The organism is Nonomuraea mangrovi, from assembly GCF_042681425.1.
Classification (GTDB): Bacteria; Actinomycetota; Actinomycetes; order Streptosporangiales; family Streptosporangiaceae; genus Nonomuraea; species Nonomuraea mangrovi.
In genome coordinates, this window is the sequence record NZ_JBHUFV010000085.1 from 1 (window position 1) to 14,665 (window position 14,665).

The window sequence follows — 14,665 nt, forward strand, 5'->3', positions numbered from 1 at the left end:
CTACCTCTTCCAGACTTCTGTCAGCTTATGTAGCCGACTGTCCGGAATCTGTTTGGCACCTCACAGGCATCATCGGCAGCACCGGCTGCGACCGATCCAGGGCTTGGACCTGGGACTTCTCATCCGCGCACAACACCACGGCATGCTCGGGCGGATTCAGATACAACCCGACGACATCATGGACCTTCTCGATGAACAGCGGATCCTTCGACAGCTTGAACGTCTGGGCCCGATGCGGCTTGAGCCGGAACGCCTTCCAGATCCGCCCCACCGTCGAAGGCGACAGCCCCGACCGCTTGGCCATCGAGGCGCGCGACCAGTGCGTCGCGCCGGTCGGCGTCGACTCCAAGGTATCGACCACGACCTGCTCGACCTGATCATCGGTAATCGTCGGGGGACGGCCCGCCCGCGGCTCATCGATCAGCCCCTCCAGCCGGAACTCGTTGAAGCGCCGCCGCCACTTGGCCACCATGTGCGCACCCACCCCCAACCGGGCAGCCACCTCGGCGTTACTCGCACCCTCCGCGCAGGCCAGCACGACCTTCGAACGCTGAGCCAACGCCTGGGCACTGCCGGCCCGCCGCGCCCAGCGTGTCAACGCGGCACGCTCGTCATCATCGAGTGTCAATTCGGCCTTGGGCCGGCCCGACCTCGCCTCGTCGGCGAGCCCCGCCAGCCCCGAGTCCGCGAACCGACTCCGCCACTTGCGCACCGTATCCGGCGTCGCACCCATCGCGGCAGCCACCCCCGCGTTGCTGCTGCCCGGCTCAGCACAGGCCAGCACCAACCGCGCCCGCCAGGCCAGCTTCGAGGAGCCCACCGCCAACTGCGTGAGCTGATCACGCTCGCTATCGGACAGGATGATCTGAACCGCCTGAGGACCAGAACGCGCCATCACAACACTGTAGCAACTTATGAAGCGCATTAAAGGCGAGGAACACTAGCGTCTTGAGCCTGAAATTCGTCGGCAATATTTAGCGAGGGATTCGAGGATCTCCTCGGCGGTCTTGGTCCACACGGATGGCTTGGGATCGTCGTTCCACTGCGCGTCTGCCGAGAATTCCATCCGTGTAGGTCAAGTTGCATGTGAGTACTCGTGGAGGGCTCCGTCGAGCCGGCCTCTTCGGCGTGTGCCCAAAGCGGGGCCTGCCGAAAACTCCGTCCGTGCAGTTCACAGCACGTCGATCCTCGCCAAGTGCTCCTCAAGCCGACCATTGCGTTGACGACCCGGCGATCGTCAGGCACGCGGGGGATCCAGACCGGCCCTGCACCGGCGGAATTCAATTCATGCGCTTCAAGCTGCATGTGGACACTCGTGTTACCCGTCGCTCGGCATGAGCATGAAACGTCACCTGGGATCGAGCACGTTGGGGACCGAAACCCTGTGGGGATAGGCGACACGATCGTGAGTATGACGAGGCGTTCGGCATCATGGCCCTCGCCTGCCCGCGGGCACGCAGTGCTGGCTGATCGATCGTGCCCCTGTGCTGGAAGGGCGATGTCGTCCTCATCTGCCGATGACAGCGCCGCCCTCCGGGGACTGCGACGATGGTGGCCGGCCGTCGGTCGTCAACTCCGCGGGAACATTTGTCCAAGACTGATAGTCGACCGCCCGTGCATAGTCTCCGCATGAGTAAGTACGACATTGAGCACTCGCATGGGATGCACGTGGTCCATGACGGCCCGCGGCAGGCGCCGCCGTTGTTGCTCATCCACGGATCGGGGGCCTCGGGCGGCTTCTGGAACCCGGTGGTCCCGGCACTGGCCGGCCACCATCACGTCATCCGGGTCGACCTCCCGGGCTGCGGCCAGTCCCCGCCCGCGCCGTCGTACGACGTGCCTGCGCAGGCGGGCCAGGTGGCGGCGCTGCTGGACGACCTCGGCCTTCGTCACGTCGCCGCGGTCGGGCACTCCAGCGGCGGCTACGTCGCCACCGCGCTTGCCGAACAACGTCCCGACCTCGTGGGTTCGCTTGCACTGATCAGCAGCGGCCCCAGTCTGGATGCGCTCCTTCGGCAGCCATTCATCCTTCGGGTCCTGTTGGCCCCGCCTTTGGGCCCGCTCCTGTGGTCGAGGCGTTCGGATGCGATGATCCGCAGGGGGATCAGCGCGACGGCCGCTCGCCTGGTGGACCTCCCGGACGATGTGGTCGCCGACGTACGGGGCATCACCTACCGCGTGATGAGGACGGTGCTGCGCCGGAACACCGCGTACATCGCCGAGCGGAGCGTGCCCGAGCGTCTCGCCGCCCTTGAGGTCCCCGTGCTGGTGATCTTCGGCGCTGCCGACCCCCGTTGGGAGCCGTCGTCGGCGCACCAGTACGACGCGGTGCCGAACGCGCGGGTCGAGCTGCTGCCCGGCGTCGGGCACCTACCTATGTTGGAAGCGCCCGAGACGACCAGCAAACTGCTGCTGGGCTTCACGGCAACGGGCCGCTGACAACCCATGATCCCTGAGGCCTAGACTGGTCACGTGTTGTCGACCGGGACGCCACCTGACCGGGCGTGGGTGGACGTCGCAGTCCCACGCCCGTCGGTTCGGCTGCCGGGGGTCAGCATGGCCGGGTTCCGCCATCGTGCCCCGGCCTTTGTGGACATCGCCATGGTCGCGTATCCGTCCGTCACCCTGCTCGTCGATCTGAGCGAGGGAGAAGGCGTCGTCTACGAAACCCATGGGCGGCACGAGCGCGGCAGTGTCGTCGTCGGGCTTCTCCCCGGCGATCTTCGGGCAGCTGGCTGGGGAGTCGGCGAGTGCCTCCAGATCCGGCTGGAGCCGGTCGCGGCGGCTGCGTTGTTCGGTGCATCGGACGAGCTCAGCGGGACGGTGGTAGCCCTTGAGGATGTCTGGGGCCGCGACGCCGGGCGAGCCGAGGACAGGCTGCGCGCCGCCGCGTCGTGGGACGAACGGTTCACGATCGCGGTGGACATCCTCGGCCGACGGCTGGGCGCCCACCCACCGGTCGATCCGCAGGTCGCCTACACCTGGCGGCGGACGCTCACCAGCCGGGGGTGGGTGCGGGTCGACGGCCTGGCGGACGAGGTCGGCTGGAGCCGCAAGCGCCTGTGGTCCCGCTTCCGGTCCCAGCTCGGCATCACACCCAAACGCGCCGCCCGACTGGTGCGCTTCGACTACGCCGCCCACCTTCTCGCGGCGGGTCACGCCGCCGTCCGCGTTGCCACCGAGAGCGGCTACGTCGACCAGTCCCACCTCCACCGCGAGGTCACGACGTTTGCCGGGCTCACGCCCACGGCCCTGGCCGTCGCGCCGTGGCTCGCGATTGACGACTTTTAATCCGTAGGTTCCGGGTTCGAGCCCCGGGCGCCCTACCACTCCACACCCTATCCGACCTGGGGTTTCTCGCCTCTCGGCTCGTCTCCGAGAGGCGAAAAATGGCCGAGATCATGCTCGTCACATGCTCTTCGGCACGGGTTCGGCATGTGCGCGGGGCGAACCGTACCGCTTCGTGGGCCGTCGCCGGGCCACCCGATCGCGGCAGGTAAAGCCAGACCTGTCAGACGCCCAAGAGATCCCGAGCGTGCTTCTGCTCTTGGCTGGCTTGATTCGCGAGGCAGTCGGGGCAGTTATGGCGAGGACCCACCCCGGCACCGTGACCCGCCACGCTGTGCCGCGACCCACCCGATCTGGTCGTCGCCAGGTCGAGGCGTGGCCGGGCGTCAGGTCGTGGGGCGTTCCGGAGGGAGGCGGGGGATGTCGGCGCGGTAGAGGCTGAGGAGCAGGCCGTAGGCCTCGGTGCCCTGCTCGGGGTCCAGCCGCTGGCCGTGGTCGTAGTTTTCGACGCGTTCCGCGAGGGCGCGGGCCTCCTCCGGGGTGAGCCACACGTGGTGCAGCACGGTGTGGCCGGGGTCGCCCGGCCGTACGGGGGACATCTCGGCCAGGGCCGCGTCGTGCAGGAACCTGGCCCCGGTCTCCTCGTCGAGCTGGAATCCGCGGTTGACGAGCTCGAAGCGCTGCTCGGTGCCGCCGCGCACCTGCCGAGTGCTCGCCAGGCGGACCAGCCCGGCCTCGCGCAGGATCCGCACGTGGTAGCCGACCGTGCCCTTGGTGGAGTCGAGCGCGGCGGTCAACTCGCCGAGGGTGGCAGGGCGCTGGCGCAAGAGGTTCACCATGCGGTGGCGCATCGGGTGCCCGAGCGCTTTGTACTGCGCGGATGAGCGCAGAGAGAGGAGCTGCTCATCGGCCATGGAACAAGTGTCTAGGATCGTCGACGCCTTTGACAAATCGCGGACGTCGTTGACAGACTGCCGAGCGCTGGAAGCGTCTACAGATCTAAACACTTGGAGGGCGCATGCTCCTGTCCACGGCACACGTCGCGACCGACCGCCCCGAGCGCTACGCCAAACAGCTCGTCTCCCACCTGGGCCACAAGGCCAGCGCCGAGCACACCGGCCCCGGATGCGCGACGATCACCTTCCGGTCCGGCACCTGCTCGCTGCGGTCGGCCGAGGGAGGGCTCGTCCTGGTCGCCGAGGCTGCCGACCTCGACGCGCTGGGCGGCGTCCAGGACGTCGTCACCCGGCATCTCCTGCGCTTCGCCACGCAGGAGGACCTGCACGTCGACTGGACCGAGAGCCGACGATGACCAAGGCCGCCCACGACCCCGACTTCCCGCCCAGGCTCCTGGAGTTCATGCGCGCGGGCTGGCTCGACCAGCCGCTCGACGTGCGACCCCAACCGGCCGTGCCGCACTACGCGCGCCGCCGTGCCGAGCTGACGCGGGCCTTTCCCGGGGAGACGCTGGTCATCCCCACCGGACCCGCCAAGATCCGCGCCAACGCCACCCTCTACCGCTTCCGCCCGGGCAGCGACTTCTCCTACCTCACCGGCGACCACGACCCCGACAGCGTGCTGTTCCTGCGGCCGGGCGGTGACGCCGTGCTCTACACCCACCAGCGCTCGTCGCGGGAGACGGACGAGTTCTTCCGCGACCGGGCCGGAGAGCTGTGGGCCGGGCGCCGCCGTACGCTGGGGGAGAAGACGACCGAGCTCGGCGTCGACACCGCTCCGCTCGCGGACCTCGACGCCGCTCTGGCCCGCTGCGCGCCGGGCCGCACCCGGGTGCTGCGCGGGCTCGACGCCCGGGTCGACGCGGCCGTGCCCGCCGACGGCGTCCGTGACCGGGCGCTCGCGGCGGCGATCGCCGAGCTCAAGCTCGTCAAGGACGAGTGGGAGATCGCCCAGCTCCAGGAGGCGGTCGACGCCACCATCCGGGGCTTCGAGGACGTCGCCCGGGCGCTGCCCGCCGACCGGGGCGTGTCCGAGCGGCTGGTCGAAGGCGTCTTCGGGCTGCGTGCCCGCCACGACGGCAACGACGTCGGGTACGGTTCGATCGTCTGCGCGGGGGCGCATGCCACGATCCTGTGCTGGAAGCGCAACGACGGCTTCACCGCGCCCGGGCAGTTGCTGCTCATGGACATGGGCGTGGAAGGTCATCAGCTCTACACCGCCGACCTCACCCGCACGCTGCCCGTCTCCGGTGTCTTCACCCCGCTCCAGCGCGAGGTCTACGACATCGTCCACGCGGCCCAGCAGGCCGGGATCGCGACGGTCAAACCGGGGGTGAAGTTCGCCGACGTCCATCTGACCTGCATGCGGGCGCTCGCCGAGGGGCTGGTCGAGCTCGGGGTGCTCAAGGTGAGCGCCGACGAGGCGATGGACCCCTCCTCGATGCACTACTGGCGGTGGACGCTGCACGGGTTCGGTCACATGCTCGGCACCGACGTGCACGACTGCGCCACCGCCCGACCCGAGCGCTATCGCGGGGGCGAGCTCAGCGCGGGCAACGTGCTGACCGTCGAGCCCGGGCTGTACTTCCAGCCGGAGGACGACCTGGTTCCCGCGGAGCTTCGCGGGATCGGGATCCGGGTGGAGGACGACATCCTGGTCACCGCGGAAGGCGCGGTCAACCTGTCCGGCGCGCTGCCCAGCCGGGCCGACGAGGTGGAGAGCTGGCTCGCCGCCCAGCGCGAGGCCGGACCGCGACTGCCATGACCCTCTTGGACGTGGCCCGTGCCCGCCACGACACCCCGGGATGCGCCGAGGTGGTGCACCTCAACAACGCCGGTGCGGCACTTCCTCCGGCCCCGGTGCTCGACGCCGTCATCGGACACCTGCGGCTGGAGGCGCGGCTCGGCGGATACGAAGCCGCCGCGGCCGCGGCTGTGAAGGTGGACGCGGTCTACGAGGCGATCGCCCGGCTGATCGGCTGCCTGCCGGGCGAGATCGCCGTCGTCGAGAACGCCACCCGCGCCTGGGACATGGCCTTCTACGCGCTGCGCTTCAAGCCGGGGGACAGGATCCTGACCTCCCGCGCCGAGTACGCCAGCAACGTCATCGCCTTCCTCCAGGTCGCGCGCCGTACCGGCCTCCGGGTCGAGGTGGTCGACGACGACGAGCACGGCCAGCTGTCGGTGCGCGACCTGGAGCGGCGGCTCGACGGCGACGTCAAGCTCGTCGCCGTCACCCACGTCCCGACCCAGAGCGGACTGGTCAACCCCGCGGCAGAGATCGGCCGGCTGACCCGCGCCGCAGGCGTCCCGTTCCTGCTCGACGCCTGCCAGTCCGTCGGGCAACTCCCCGTCGACGTGCGGGAGCTCGGCTGCGACCTGCTGTCGGCCACCGGCCGCAAGTTCCTGCGCGGGCCGCGCGGCACCGGGTTCCTCTACGTCTCCGAGCGGCTCGCCGACACCCTGGAGCCGCCCTTCCTCGACCTGCACGCCGCCATCTGGACAAGCCACGACGCCTACGAGATCCGTCCCGGAGCGCGCCGGTTCGAGAACTGGGAGACCAACTACGCGGCCAAGATCGGCCTCGGTGTCGCGGTGGACTACGCCCTGAGCTGGGGCGTCGAGGCCATCGAGGAGCGCGTCACCGCGCTGGCCGCCCGGCTGCGGCGGCGGCTGGGGGAGCTGCCCCGGGTGACCGTCCAGGACCACGGGCAGCGGCTGTGCGGGATCGTCACCTTCACCGTGGACGGCGAGTCCGCCGCCGACGTGCATCACCGCCTGGGCGCGGCCGGGATCAACACCAGCGTGTCCGCGGTCACCTCCGCCCGCTACGACCTGGGCGGCCGTGGTCTGGCGGCTGTGGTGCGGGCGTCGGTGCACTACTACAACACCGACGAGGAGATCGACGCGCTCTGCGCCAACTTGCAGTATTAGAACAGAATATTCCCTTCCGCATTCTGGAGTGCTCATGTACCTCGTCACCGGCGCCACCGCCCACTTCGGCCGTCAGGCCGTCGAAGCCCTGCAGGCCGCGGGCCACCCCGTCCGCGCTCTGACCCGCACGCCCGAACGAGCCGCCCTGCCGCAGGGCGTCGAGCTGGCCCAGGCCGACCTAACCAAGCCGGAAACCCTCCCGGCCGCGCTCGACGGAGTGAGCGCCGTCCTGCTGGTCCTGCAGTACGGCATGGACCCGGCGCCGCTGCTGGCCGCCGCCCGCGAAGCCGGGGTGAGCCGGATCGTCTTCCTGTCCTCGGGTGCGGTGGTCGACGGAGCCGACCCGCAGCCGGATGTGATCGCCCAGTACCACGGCGACGTGGAGCGGGCCGTGCGCGAGTCCGGCCTGGAGTGGACGACCCTGCGCCTGCTCTTCCCGGCGATCAACTCGCTGACCTTCGCGATGCAGCTCGCCGGAGGCGACGTGATCCGCGCGCCGTACACCAAGGCCGCCTTCAGCGCCGTCCACGAGCTCGACGTCGCCGACGTCGCGGTCGCGACGCTGACCCAGCCCGTTCACGCCGGGCGGACCTACCGCCTGACCGGGCCGGAGTCGCTCACCCAGGCCGACCAGGTCGCCATCCTCGGCCAGGCGCTCGGCCGTCCGCTCACCGTCGAGGACCTCGACCCCGCGCCGGTGCTGGAGCAGATGAGCGCCTTCATGGACCCGGCCTTCCTCGGCGCCCTGTTCGACCTGATGGCGGCCTGCGTCGGCAAGCCCGCCGAGGTCAACGACACCGTCGAGCGGATCACCGGCCACCCCGCCCGCACCTACGCGCAGTGGGCCGCCGACCACGCCACCGATTTCTGACCCAAGGATCCTCCCCTCATGCTGTTCACCAAGACCATCGCCGCGCTCACCCTCGCCCTCACCGCCGTTCCCGCCCAAGCGGCTACGGCGCAGCCCCGCTGGACGGGCGCCTGGGCGGCAGCCGTCCAGCAGCCCTCACCCGGCGGGCTGCCGTGGTCGTCCAACTGGGCGGAGCAGGGCTTCGAACGCCAGTCCGTCCGTCAGATGCTCCGCGTCACCGGATCGGGAGCCGCCCTCCGCATCACGATCTCCAACCGGTACGGCACGGCGCCCCTCACCGTGAACGGGGCGACGATCGCCAAGGCCGCCGCCGGCGCGGCCGTACGTCCTGGCACGCTGCGCGCCGTGACCTTCTCCCGGCGCGCGGACGCCGTGGTCAAGGCCGGGCAGGAGCTGGTGAGCGACCCGATCCCGCTCCCGGTCCAGGCGCTCGACCGGCTGGCCGTCACCCTCTACTTCCGTGGCAAGACCGGACCCGCCACCTTCCACGACGTCTCCTCGGCCACCAGCTACCGGGCGTCAGGCGACTATCGGTTCGACCCGCGTGGCACCGCCTTCACCGACACCACCCAGTCGTGGTACTACCTGAGCGGCGTGGACGTGCTCGGCGGCCCCGCCCGCGGCGCGGTGGTGACCTTCGGCGACTCGGTCACCGACGGCACCGGCTCCACCCCCGACGCCGACAACCGCTACCCCGACCAGCTCGCCGAGCGCCTCGTCGCCTCCGGAACCCGGCTGACCGTCCTGAACAGCGGCATCTCCGGCAACCGGGTCCTGTACGACCACCCGCTCTTCGGCGAACGCGCCCTCGCCCGCTTCCAGCGGGACGTGCTCGACAAGCCGGGCGTGCGGACGGTGATCGTGATGGAGGGCATCAACGACATCACCTACCGCGACCCCGACGTCACCGCCGAGCAGCTCATCGCGGGACACCGCGAGCTCATCCGGCGCGCCCACGCGCGCGGGATCCGCGTCGTCGGCGGCACCATCATGCCGTTCAAGGGCAACCCGTGGCTCTACCCCGACGGCACGGCTGAGCCGTACGGGCTGGAGCAGATCCGCGACCAGGTCAACACCTGGATCAGGACCAGCGGCGAGTACGACGCCGTGGCCGACTTCGAACGCGCCCTCGTCTCCCCGGACGACCCCGACCGGCTGCGGCCGGAGTTCAACGTCCGCGACGGCCAGGAGGGCGACTGGCTCCACCCGAACGACGCGGGCCTGAACGCGATGGCCGAGGCCATCGACCTGAGCACCCTGTAGGACACCGGCCAGGCCGCCCACGCGCGGCCGGGTCGATCGGCCCGAGAACCCGATCGTGGACTTCGGGGGAAAGGATGTGGACGCCCCGACGAACGGAGTCGCCCTTGATCATCCCCACCCGAGACGACGCGGAGGTGATCGAGCGTCGCAATGTTAGAGGAGACAGCCCTGATCCTGCAGTGCCGTGCGGCTCCACCAGCCGCGTCAGGCTGTGCCGAGGAGGTGCATTGCCGACGCGTTGAATCCTCGTCTCCTCGGGCGCGAAAATCTGTAGTGGTCAGAGTAGACATTCAGTCCTGCTCACGGTACTGTTTCTCACATCGCAAGAGACAGATCCACGAGGGCGGGACCCATAACGTCAGCAAGAAGATGACCGCCCGGACGAGCGTGGATAGCAGTGGTTGACAGAGAAAGACGGCAGAAGGTCGGACGTGCCAGGGCAAGGCTGTGGAAGGGCCCCGGAACGTGGACGCGCTGTCGGCAGTAGGTGGAGTTGGCGGAAGGCCGGACGTGCCGGGGTCGGGTAGGTGCAAGGGGCTCTGACGCGTGGGCGCGCCGCCGTGACGGCCTCTGCGGCTGTCATGTGAAGAAGGTCGAAAAGGTTAGGGATAGAGAAGGGAGCGTTGAACGCCATCAGGATCGCCCGTCGCCGGCTGAAGGTCGCGCCGCACGGGTACCGCAGTTCCACAGATAGGACGGTGGTCTACGGTCACACATCCGCGATCCCCGCACCTCCGGCCCTCAGTGGCGCTTGGTGCGGAAGAAGAGAACCCGGCCCAACGGCCGGAACATGGTGTTTAACCTCATTCGGGCCCCGGCGCAAAGCGCCGGGGCCCATGTCCGCGTATGGGAAGGGTGTATGGATCAAGCAGCGAAGAACTCGGCCGACAGGCCAGAGGACTCCTCAGGTGCAGGCAGCGGACTGCGCGCTAGGAGTACCGACACGTTCGACGACAAATTCGATGACGAGGACTACCCCGCCTACAGCATGGGCAGGGCCGCCGAGATGCTGGGCGTCACTCCCGCGTTCCTGCGAGCCCTCGGCACGGCCAAGCTGATCGAGCCGCGACGTTCCGAGGGCGGGCACCGCCGCTACTCGCGCTATCAGTTGCGCCTGGCCGCCCGCGCTCGCGAGCTCGTCGACCAGGGCACAGCGCTGGAGGCGGCGTGCCGCATCATCGTTTTGGAAGACCAGCTCGCTGAGGCGCTGCGTATCAACGCCGAACTTCAGCAGACCAGCTTGCAGCCATCAAAGGACTGAGCCTAACGCCGCCGCACGGAGGCCCAGCCTGAGCGCACGAGCGGACTGAGCTTCTAGCTGCGCTCGGCTCAGGGCCGCGCTGGACGGCAGCCACAGGGCTGAAGTGCGGTCAGGCGATAGACAAGCTCGTCACGTTCACGGATGGTCTGGGCCTGCGGCTGTTCGAGCTTGAAGATGTGACGGGATGGCCGGCGGATGTACTGCGTGATCGTCATGCCCTCTCAACGAAGCCGCGACCCCGTTCGGAGAGTCTGCCATTGCAGCGGGAAGAACGGTTCTCAGAGGTTGGAGTTCGCTGTGATCGAGGAGGTGGTCGCATAGGCGAAGCCCCGCGGGGAAGCAGGGCAGCGTGACGTACGAGACCGCCGGCCAAAGAACCCGGGCGGGGGGCGCGCCCTGATCACCTGTAGGACCCTGCTGGTTAACTCGTTTCAGGCGGTCAGGGCCGGTTCGAGTCGGGCCAGATGGCTGGTGCGGGTCCGATCCAGTTTGGTGTCCGTTCCACCAGGCGTGCAGGCGGATCAGGTTGAGCGCGATGGCGGAAGCCCAGAACCGCGTCTTCCACAAGGACGCGTACTGGGTGAGCGTGATCTGAGATAACCCGCCCAGTGTGCCGCTCCTCGCGATCGAGGAGCGGCACACCCATGTTCGATCGGATGGACATGCCGAACCCCACTCACCTGTACGACTTGCTCGAGTCCCACTGGGAGAACGTCGCGGACGGCTTCGCGGCCGTCTGGGTTGAAGGGCTGACGGTTGAGGAGACCGCCCGGAGACTCGGCGCCGACCTGAGCAGCGCGACGGCGCTCACGCTGGCGGACATCGGTCTCGGCTTCGAGGGCGATAAGATGCCCGGCGACGAGGACGGGATCATCCTCGTGGGCCCCTTCGACGCCTGGACCCTGGCAGCGCAGATCCAATGGATGGATGTCACTGAAGAGCCCACGTTGTCGACGCTCTCGCGCGATGGCGGCAGAGCCATCGCGATCGGCTGGCACGGTGACGGCGCGCACCGCGTGGAGTACGCGATCGACGGCCGGCTCACGTTCTCCGCGCCGCTGGAGGAGATCCTCATCCCGCTGCAAGAGCACGCGGAGGGGTTGCGGATGCCCACCGACTGGGACGTCCCCGTGGACGTGGGATCGCCCACGGAGGAGATGATCACGACGGCTCTCGTCGCCATCGGCCGACTCGTCGGCAGGGAGCTCGATCACGAGTGGCTGGAGACGCCCCACGTCCGGTATCTGATCCGCCGCCGACCTTGACGATTCAGGATAGAGCCCGAGGAGGCGTTCCACGAGGCGGGCGGGAATCACGACGGTGACCGTCAGCCCGCGGTGGGCAAGCGTGCCGAGGGGCTGTGCCGCGTACCGGGCGGTGGAAGCGGATGCCCTGCCCGGTGCCGGTTCCTGTACCGCATCAGAACTCATCGCACAGAGCTGACCTGGCACTTCTCGGCGTCGGCCATGTGGCTCGTACGCATCAGTGACACAGACGCGTGATGCGACACCGGCGGGTCAGCCGTGCTCGGTCCGTGCTCGTCCGTCCCGGAACGCGCCGACAGTTCACGACACGGCCGGACACTGAAATCGACCCAGCATGGGACGGATGGACGTTATCTGACACGACGAATCAGCAAACGATCTTTCTTCTAATCCGACGGTCGCAGGTTCGAATCCTGCAGGGCGCGCTTTGATCATGGCACTGACCTGTGGAAACATGCACCACCGCACTCGTGCGGAACATAGTTCTAGCCGACCCGTGCTCCTACCGTGCTCGCCCGTACCAACCCGGTACACACCATGATCATCATGCCTGCGCCTGCCGATATTGCCATCCGCGCAGGTCATCCGGCTCGCAGGATCCTCTTGGCGTGCGCCCGCTTCGGGTCTTGGGAGGGGATCGATCGCGGCAGAATGATCACTCGTGCTCTTTCGCCTGGCCTACCTGACCGTCACGAATGCCTTCGCCGCACTGCGGTTGCTGCCGATGGGCGATCGGGACAAGGATGTGGAGATTCTCGTCCTGCGTCACCAGATTGCCGTTCTTGAACGGCAGCTCGGAGCCGATACCAGGGTGAGGCTCGCTCCGGAGGACCGGGCCTTTCTCGCCGCTCTCCTGACATTGCTGCCCCGCGAGGTCCTGCGCCGGCTGCGGCTTCTCGTCCGCCCGGATACCGTCCTGCGGTGGCACCGCGATCTGATGAGACGACGTCATGCCCGTACCTGTCGCCCGAAGCGGCCGGGGCGTCCGCCGACGATCCGCTCCATTCGCGCTCTTATCTTGCGCCTGGTTCGGGAGAACCCATCGTGGGGATATCGGCGGGTGCACGGCGAGCTTGCCACGCTTGGGATCAAGGTCGCTCCATCCACAGTCTGGGAGATCCTCAAACAGGAAGGTGTTGACCCGGCTCCCGAGCGAGCGTCCACCACATGGGCCACCTTCCTGCGCTCGCAAGCCGATGCACTTCTGGCCTGCGACTTCATCGAGACCGTCACCCTCAGCGGACAGCGCCAGTACATACTTGCCGTCATCGAGCACGCCACCCGGCGCGTGCGCGTACTCGGCACGACCGCCCATCCGACCGCGAGCTGGGTGGTCCAAGCGATGAAGAATCTCGTGATGGACCTGGAGGAGGCGGGCTGCCGGGCGCGCTATCTGATCCGTGACCGGGATGCGAAGTTCCCCGCCCTCATGGACGAGCTCCTCACCGAGATCGGTATTCAGACCGTGCTCACCGGTCCCGGATGCCGCGCATGAACGCGATCATGGAGCGATGGGTGCAGTCATGCCGCAGAGAGCTGCTCGATCGCTGCTTACTGTGGAATGAACGTCACCTGCGCCACGCCCTGCGCGAGTACGAACGGTTCTACAACCAGCACCGCGCCCACCAAGCCCTGGCCCAAGCGGCCCCATTGCGTACCGTCCCAGATCCGATCACGGATCCGAAACGGATCGTCGACCTGAACATACGCCGACGAGACCGACTCGGAGGAGTCCTCCACGAGTACGCGCATGCAGCGTGAACTGCACGGATGTAATTTTCGGCAGCTGCAGGAACGCCGAACCGCCCCTGGACGCCACTCGGTCTGCACAGACAGGCAGCGCTCCAGGTACGGAGCGGCGACCGCCAGGATCTGCTCGTGGTCGAGATCGTCGGAGACGCGCATCCCCCGCCCTGGCGCCGGGTCAGGCGGTGGATGATCGCAGAGCCCCTGGGCGAAGGTCAGGGTGGACGCCTGCGATCCGTAGGGCGAACTCGGCGTAGGTCTCAGCGATCTCCAAGGGTTGATACGGCACGTCTGGCCCGTACCAATTGGCGACCCGCATCCCCATCCCGCTGATCGCTGTGACCGCGAGGTAGGGATCCGGGAGGTCGAACACGCCTGCCGCGATCCCCTCGTGCAGGATGTCGCTCAGCCGCTGCCTGCCGTCGGCGCGCAGGACCAGCGCGGGCGTGGCCATCTCGTCCGACAGGCAGTGCAGTTCGTTGTTGGCGACGACGGCCAGGAGCGGGTAATCGGCGTGGGCAAGCACGTGGGCCCGGACGAGTTCGCGCAACTTGGCGACCGGCTCGGCACCTTCGGCGGCCTTGATATGGGCGTGGTGGTTCTCGTGGCCGAGCCGTACCAGCTCGGCGAGCACGTGTTCCTTGGTGGGGAAATGCGCGTAGAGCGTGGCCGAGCGGATCTCGCAGGCGTCGGCCAGGTCCCTGATCGAGGCGCCGTAGAAGCCGCGCTCGGCGAACAGCCGCAGCGCTTCGCGCAGAATGCGCCCCGCCGTACCCTCGACGGCGAAGCCGGGCGGCAGCCTTACCTCCTCGGCGGCGATGCGCCGCCGCTCGACCACGGGCATGTCTGCCGATCGATCGCTCATCTGAGGAATCCTAGTCGGCCAACTCGCTCTGGCTGGTCTCGCGCAGCGCCAGCGCGGACATGACTGAGATGGCCATGGCTAGCGCGACATAGGCGGCGACGCTCCAGGATGCCCCGTCGGTCGCCTTAAGACCGTGTCTTGATTGGTGATCGCCGTTAGATCGATCATGGAAGCATTCCTGGATCGGCTGGTTCCCGACGAGTTGTGGGAGCTGTT

15 protein-coding genes and 1 pseudogene are annotated in these 14,665 nt (G+C 68.3%); 11 read left to right on the forward strand and 5 right to left on the reverse strand.

The genetic code is table 11. The features are described from left to right. Nucleotides 1–70 precede the first annotated feature (70 nt). A pseudogene (locus ACFSKW_RS49790) lies at nucleotides 71–925 on the reverse strand (IS630 family transposase); the annotation flags it as partial. A 704-nt stretch (nucleotides 926–1,629) separates the two neighbouring features. Here ACFSKW_RS49790 and ACFSKW_RS49795 point away from each other — a divergent pair. Continuing rightward, on the forward strand, nucleotides 1,630–2,439 hold the full coding sequence (locus ACFSKW_RS49795; RefSeq protein WP_379582005.1) for an alpha/beta fold hydrolase: 810 nt from the start codon (nucleotides 1,630–1,632) through the stop codon (nucleotides 2,437–2,439). A gap of 117 nt (nucleotides 2,440–2,556) precedes the next feature. Next, the gene (locus ACFSKW_RS49800; RefSeq protein ID WP_379582007.1) at nucleotides 2,557–3,291 is read left to right on the forward strand and encodes a helix-turn-helix domain-containing protein; all 735 of its coding nucleotides are present in this window, start codon (nucleotides 2,557–2,559) and stop codon (nucleotides 3,289–3,291) included. A gap of 383 nt (nucleotides 3,292–3,674) precedes the next feature. On the opposite strand, the gene ACFSKW_RS49805 is transcribed toward ACFSKW_RS49800, so the two are convergent. After that, nucleotides 3,675–4,202 carry an ArsR/SmtB family transcription factor gene (locus tag ACFSKW_RS49805; RefSeq protein ID WP_346124659.1) on the reverse strand — a complete coding sequence of 176 codons (528 nt, stop codon included), beginning with the start codon at nucleotides 4,200–4,202 and terminating at the stop codon, nucleotides 3,675–3,677. A gap of 104 nt (nucleotides 4,203–4,306) precedes the next feature. Here ACFSKW_RS49805 and ACFSKW_RS49810 point away from each other — a divergent pair, with 104 nt between their 5' ends. The 6 genes from ACFSKW_RS49810 to ACFSKW_RS49835 all read left to right on the forward strand — a co-directional run bounded on the left by ACFSKW_RS49810 (nucleotide 4,307) and on the right by ACFSKW_RS49835 (nucleotide 10,573). Beyond that, on the forward strand, nucleotides 4,307–4,600 hold the full coding sequence (locus ACFSKW_RS49810; protein ID WP_346124661.1) for a DUF2218 domain-containing protein: 294 nt from the start codon (nucleotides 4,307–4,309) through the stop codon (nucleotides 4,598–4,600). Then, the gene (locus ACFSKW_RS49815; RefSeq protein ID WP_379582009.1) at nucleotides 4,597–6,009 is read left to right on the forward strand and encodes an aminopeptidase P family protein; all 1,413 of its coding nucleotides are present in this window, start codon (nucleotides 4,597–4,599) and stop codon (nucleotides 6,007–6,009) included. Before ACFSKW_RS49810 ends, ACFSKW_RS49815 begins: the two co-directional genes overlap by 4 nt. Continuing rightward, nucleotides 6,006–7,178, forward strand: a complete 1,173-nt coding sequence (locus ACFSKW_RS49820; protein ID WP_379582011.1) for an aminotransferase class V-fold PLP-dependent enzyme — start codon at nucleotides 6,006–6,008, stop codon at nucleotides 7,176–7,178. The genes ACFSKW_RS49815 and ACFSKW_RS49820 overlap by 4 nt, the downstream gene beginning before the upstream one ends. A gap of 34 nt (nucleotides 7,179–7,212) precedes the next feature. Continuing rightward, on the forward strand, nucleotides 7,213–8,049 hold the full coding sequence (locus tag ACFSKW_RS49825; RefSeq protein WP_379582013.1) for an NAD(P)H-binding protein: 837 nt from the start codon (nucleotides 7,213–7,215) through the stop codon (nucleotides 8,047–8,049). 18 nt (nucleotides 8,050–8,067) lie between these two features. Further along, the gene (locus ACFSKW_RS49830) at nucleotides 8,068–9,312 is read left to right on the forward strand and encodes an SGNH/GDSL hydrolase family protein (protein WP_379582015.1); all 1,245 of its coding nucleotides are present in this window, start codon (nucleotides 8,068–8,070) and stop codon (nucleotides 9,310–9,312) included. A gap of 988 nt (nucleotides 9,313–10,300) precedes the next feature. Beyond that, nucleotides 10,301–10,573 carry a MerR family transcriptional regulator gene (locus tag ACFSKW_RS49835; RefSeq protein ID WP_379582025.1) on the forward strand — a complete coding sequence of 91 codons (273 nt, stop codon included), beginning with the start codon at nucleotides 10,301–10,303 and terminating at the stop codon, nucleotides 10,571–10,573. A 68-nt stretch (nucleotides 10,574–10,641) separates the two neighbouring features. Here ACFSKW_RS49835 and ACFSKW_RS49840 read toward each other — a convergent pair whose 3' ends face one another. Continuing rightward, nucleotides 10,642–10,788 carry a hypothetical protein gene (locus ACFSKW_RS49840; protein ID WP_379582017.1) on the reverse strand — a complete coding sequence of 49 codons (147 nt, stop codon included), beginning with the start codon at nucleotides 10,786–10,788 and terminating at the stop codon, nucleotides 10,642–10,644. Between the two features lie 429 nt (nucleotides 10,789–11,217). Between ACFSKW_RS49840 and ACFSKW_RS49845 the strand changes: the two genes are divergently transcribed. The 3 genes from ACFSKW_RS49845 (at nucleotide 11,218) to ACFSKW_RS49855 (ending at nucleotide 13,599) form a co-directional block, all read left to right on the forward strand. Beyond that, nucleotides 11,218–11,838 (forward strand): hypothetical protein, encoded by a 621-nt coding sequence (locus ACFSKW_RS49845; RefSeq protein WP_379582019.1) that lies wholly within the window; start codon nucleotides 11,218–11,220, stop codon nucleotides 11,836–11,838. A gap of 661 nt (nucleotides 11,839–12,499) precedes the next feature. Further along, entirely contained in the window at nucleotides 12,500–13,333 is an 834-nt protein-coding gene (locus tag ACFSKW_RS49850) for a hypothetical protein (protein ID WP_379582021.1), read from the forward strand. Nucleotides 13,334–13,341: 8 nt separating this feature from the next. Then, nucleotides 13,342–13,599 carry a hypothetical protein gene (locus ACFSKW_RS49855; RefSeq protein WP_379582027.1) on the forward strand — a complete coding sequence of 86 codons (258 nt, stop codon included), beginning with the start codon at nucleotides 13,342–13,344 and terminating at the stop codon, nucleotides 13,597–13,599. Between the two features lie 163 nt (nucleotides 13,600–13,762). On the opposite strand, the gene ACFSKW_RS49860 is transcribed toward ACFSKW_RS49855, so the two are convergent. Together ACFSKW_RS49860 and ACFSKW_RS49865 are read right to left on the reverse strand one after the other, a co-directional pair. Further along, the gene (locus tag ACFSKW_RS49860; protein ID WP_379582022.1) at nucleotides 13,763–14,449 is read right to left on the reverse strand and encodes a TetR/AcrR family transcriptional regulator; all 687 of its coding nucleotides are present in this window, start codon (nucleotides 14,447–14,449) and stop codon (nucleotides 13,763–13,765) included. Nucleotides 14,450–14,459: 10 nt separating this feature from the next. Further along, on the reverse strand, nucleotides 14,460–14,665 hold a 206-nt coding region (locus ACFSKW_RS49865; RefSeq protein ID WP_379582024.1), incomplete at its 5' end, for a hypothetical protein.

Coding starts and splice junctions, on each gene's coding strand:
- ACFSKW_RS49800 (WP_379582007.1), top strand. CDS start 2,557: ATGGCCGGGTTCCGCCATCGTGCCCCGGCCTTTGTGGACATCGCCATG.
- ACFSKW_RS49820 (WP_379582011.1), top strand. CDS start 6,006: ATGACCCTCTTGGACGTGGCCCGTGCCCGCCACGACACCCCGGGATGC.
- ACFSKW_RS49840 (WP_379582017.1), bottom strand. CDS start 10,788: ATGACGATCACGCAGTACATCCGCCGGCCATCCCGTCACATCTTCAAG.
- ACFSKW_RS49805 (WP_346124659.1), bottom strand. CDS start 4,202: ATGGCCGATGAGCAGCTCCTCTCTCTGCGCTCATCCGCGCAGTACAAA.
- ACFSKW_RS49855 (WP_379582027.1), top strand. CDS start 13,342: ATGGAGCGATGGGTGCAGTCATGCCGCAGAGAGCTGCTCGATCGCTGC.
- ACFSKW_RS49810 (WP_346124661.1), top strand. CDS start 4,307: ATGCTCCTGTCCACGGCACACGTCGCGACCGACCGCCCCGAGCGCTAC.
- ACFSKW_RS49830 (WP_379582015.1), top strand. CDS start 8,068: ATGCTGTTCACCAAGACCATCGCCGCGCTCACCCTCGCCCTCACCGCC.
- ACFSKW_RS49845 (WP_379582019.1), top strand. CDS start 11,218: ATGTTCGATCGGATGGACATGCCGAACCCCACTCACCTGTACGACTTG.
- ACFSKW_RS49825 (WP_379582013.1), top strand. CDS start 7,213: ATGTACCTCGTCACCGGCGCCACCGCCCACTTCGGCCGTCAGGCCGTC.
- ACFSKW_RS49815 (WP_379582009.1), top strand. CDS start 4,597: ATGACCAAGGCCGCCCACGACCCCGACTTCCCGCCCAGGCTCCTGGAG.
- ACFSKW_RS49860 (WP_379582022.1), bottom strand. CDS start 14,449: ATGAGCGATCGATCGGCAGACATGCCCGTGGTCGAGCGGCGGCGCATC.
- ACFSKW_RS49795 (WP_379582005.1), top strand. CDS start 1,630: ATGAGTAAGTACGACATTGAGCACTCGCATGGGATGCACGTGGTCCAT.
- ACFSKW_RS49835 (WP_379582025.1), top strand. CDS start 10,301: ATGGGCAGGGCCGCCGAGATGCTGGGCGTCACTCCCGCGTTCCTGCGA.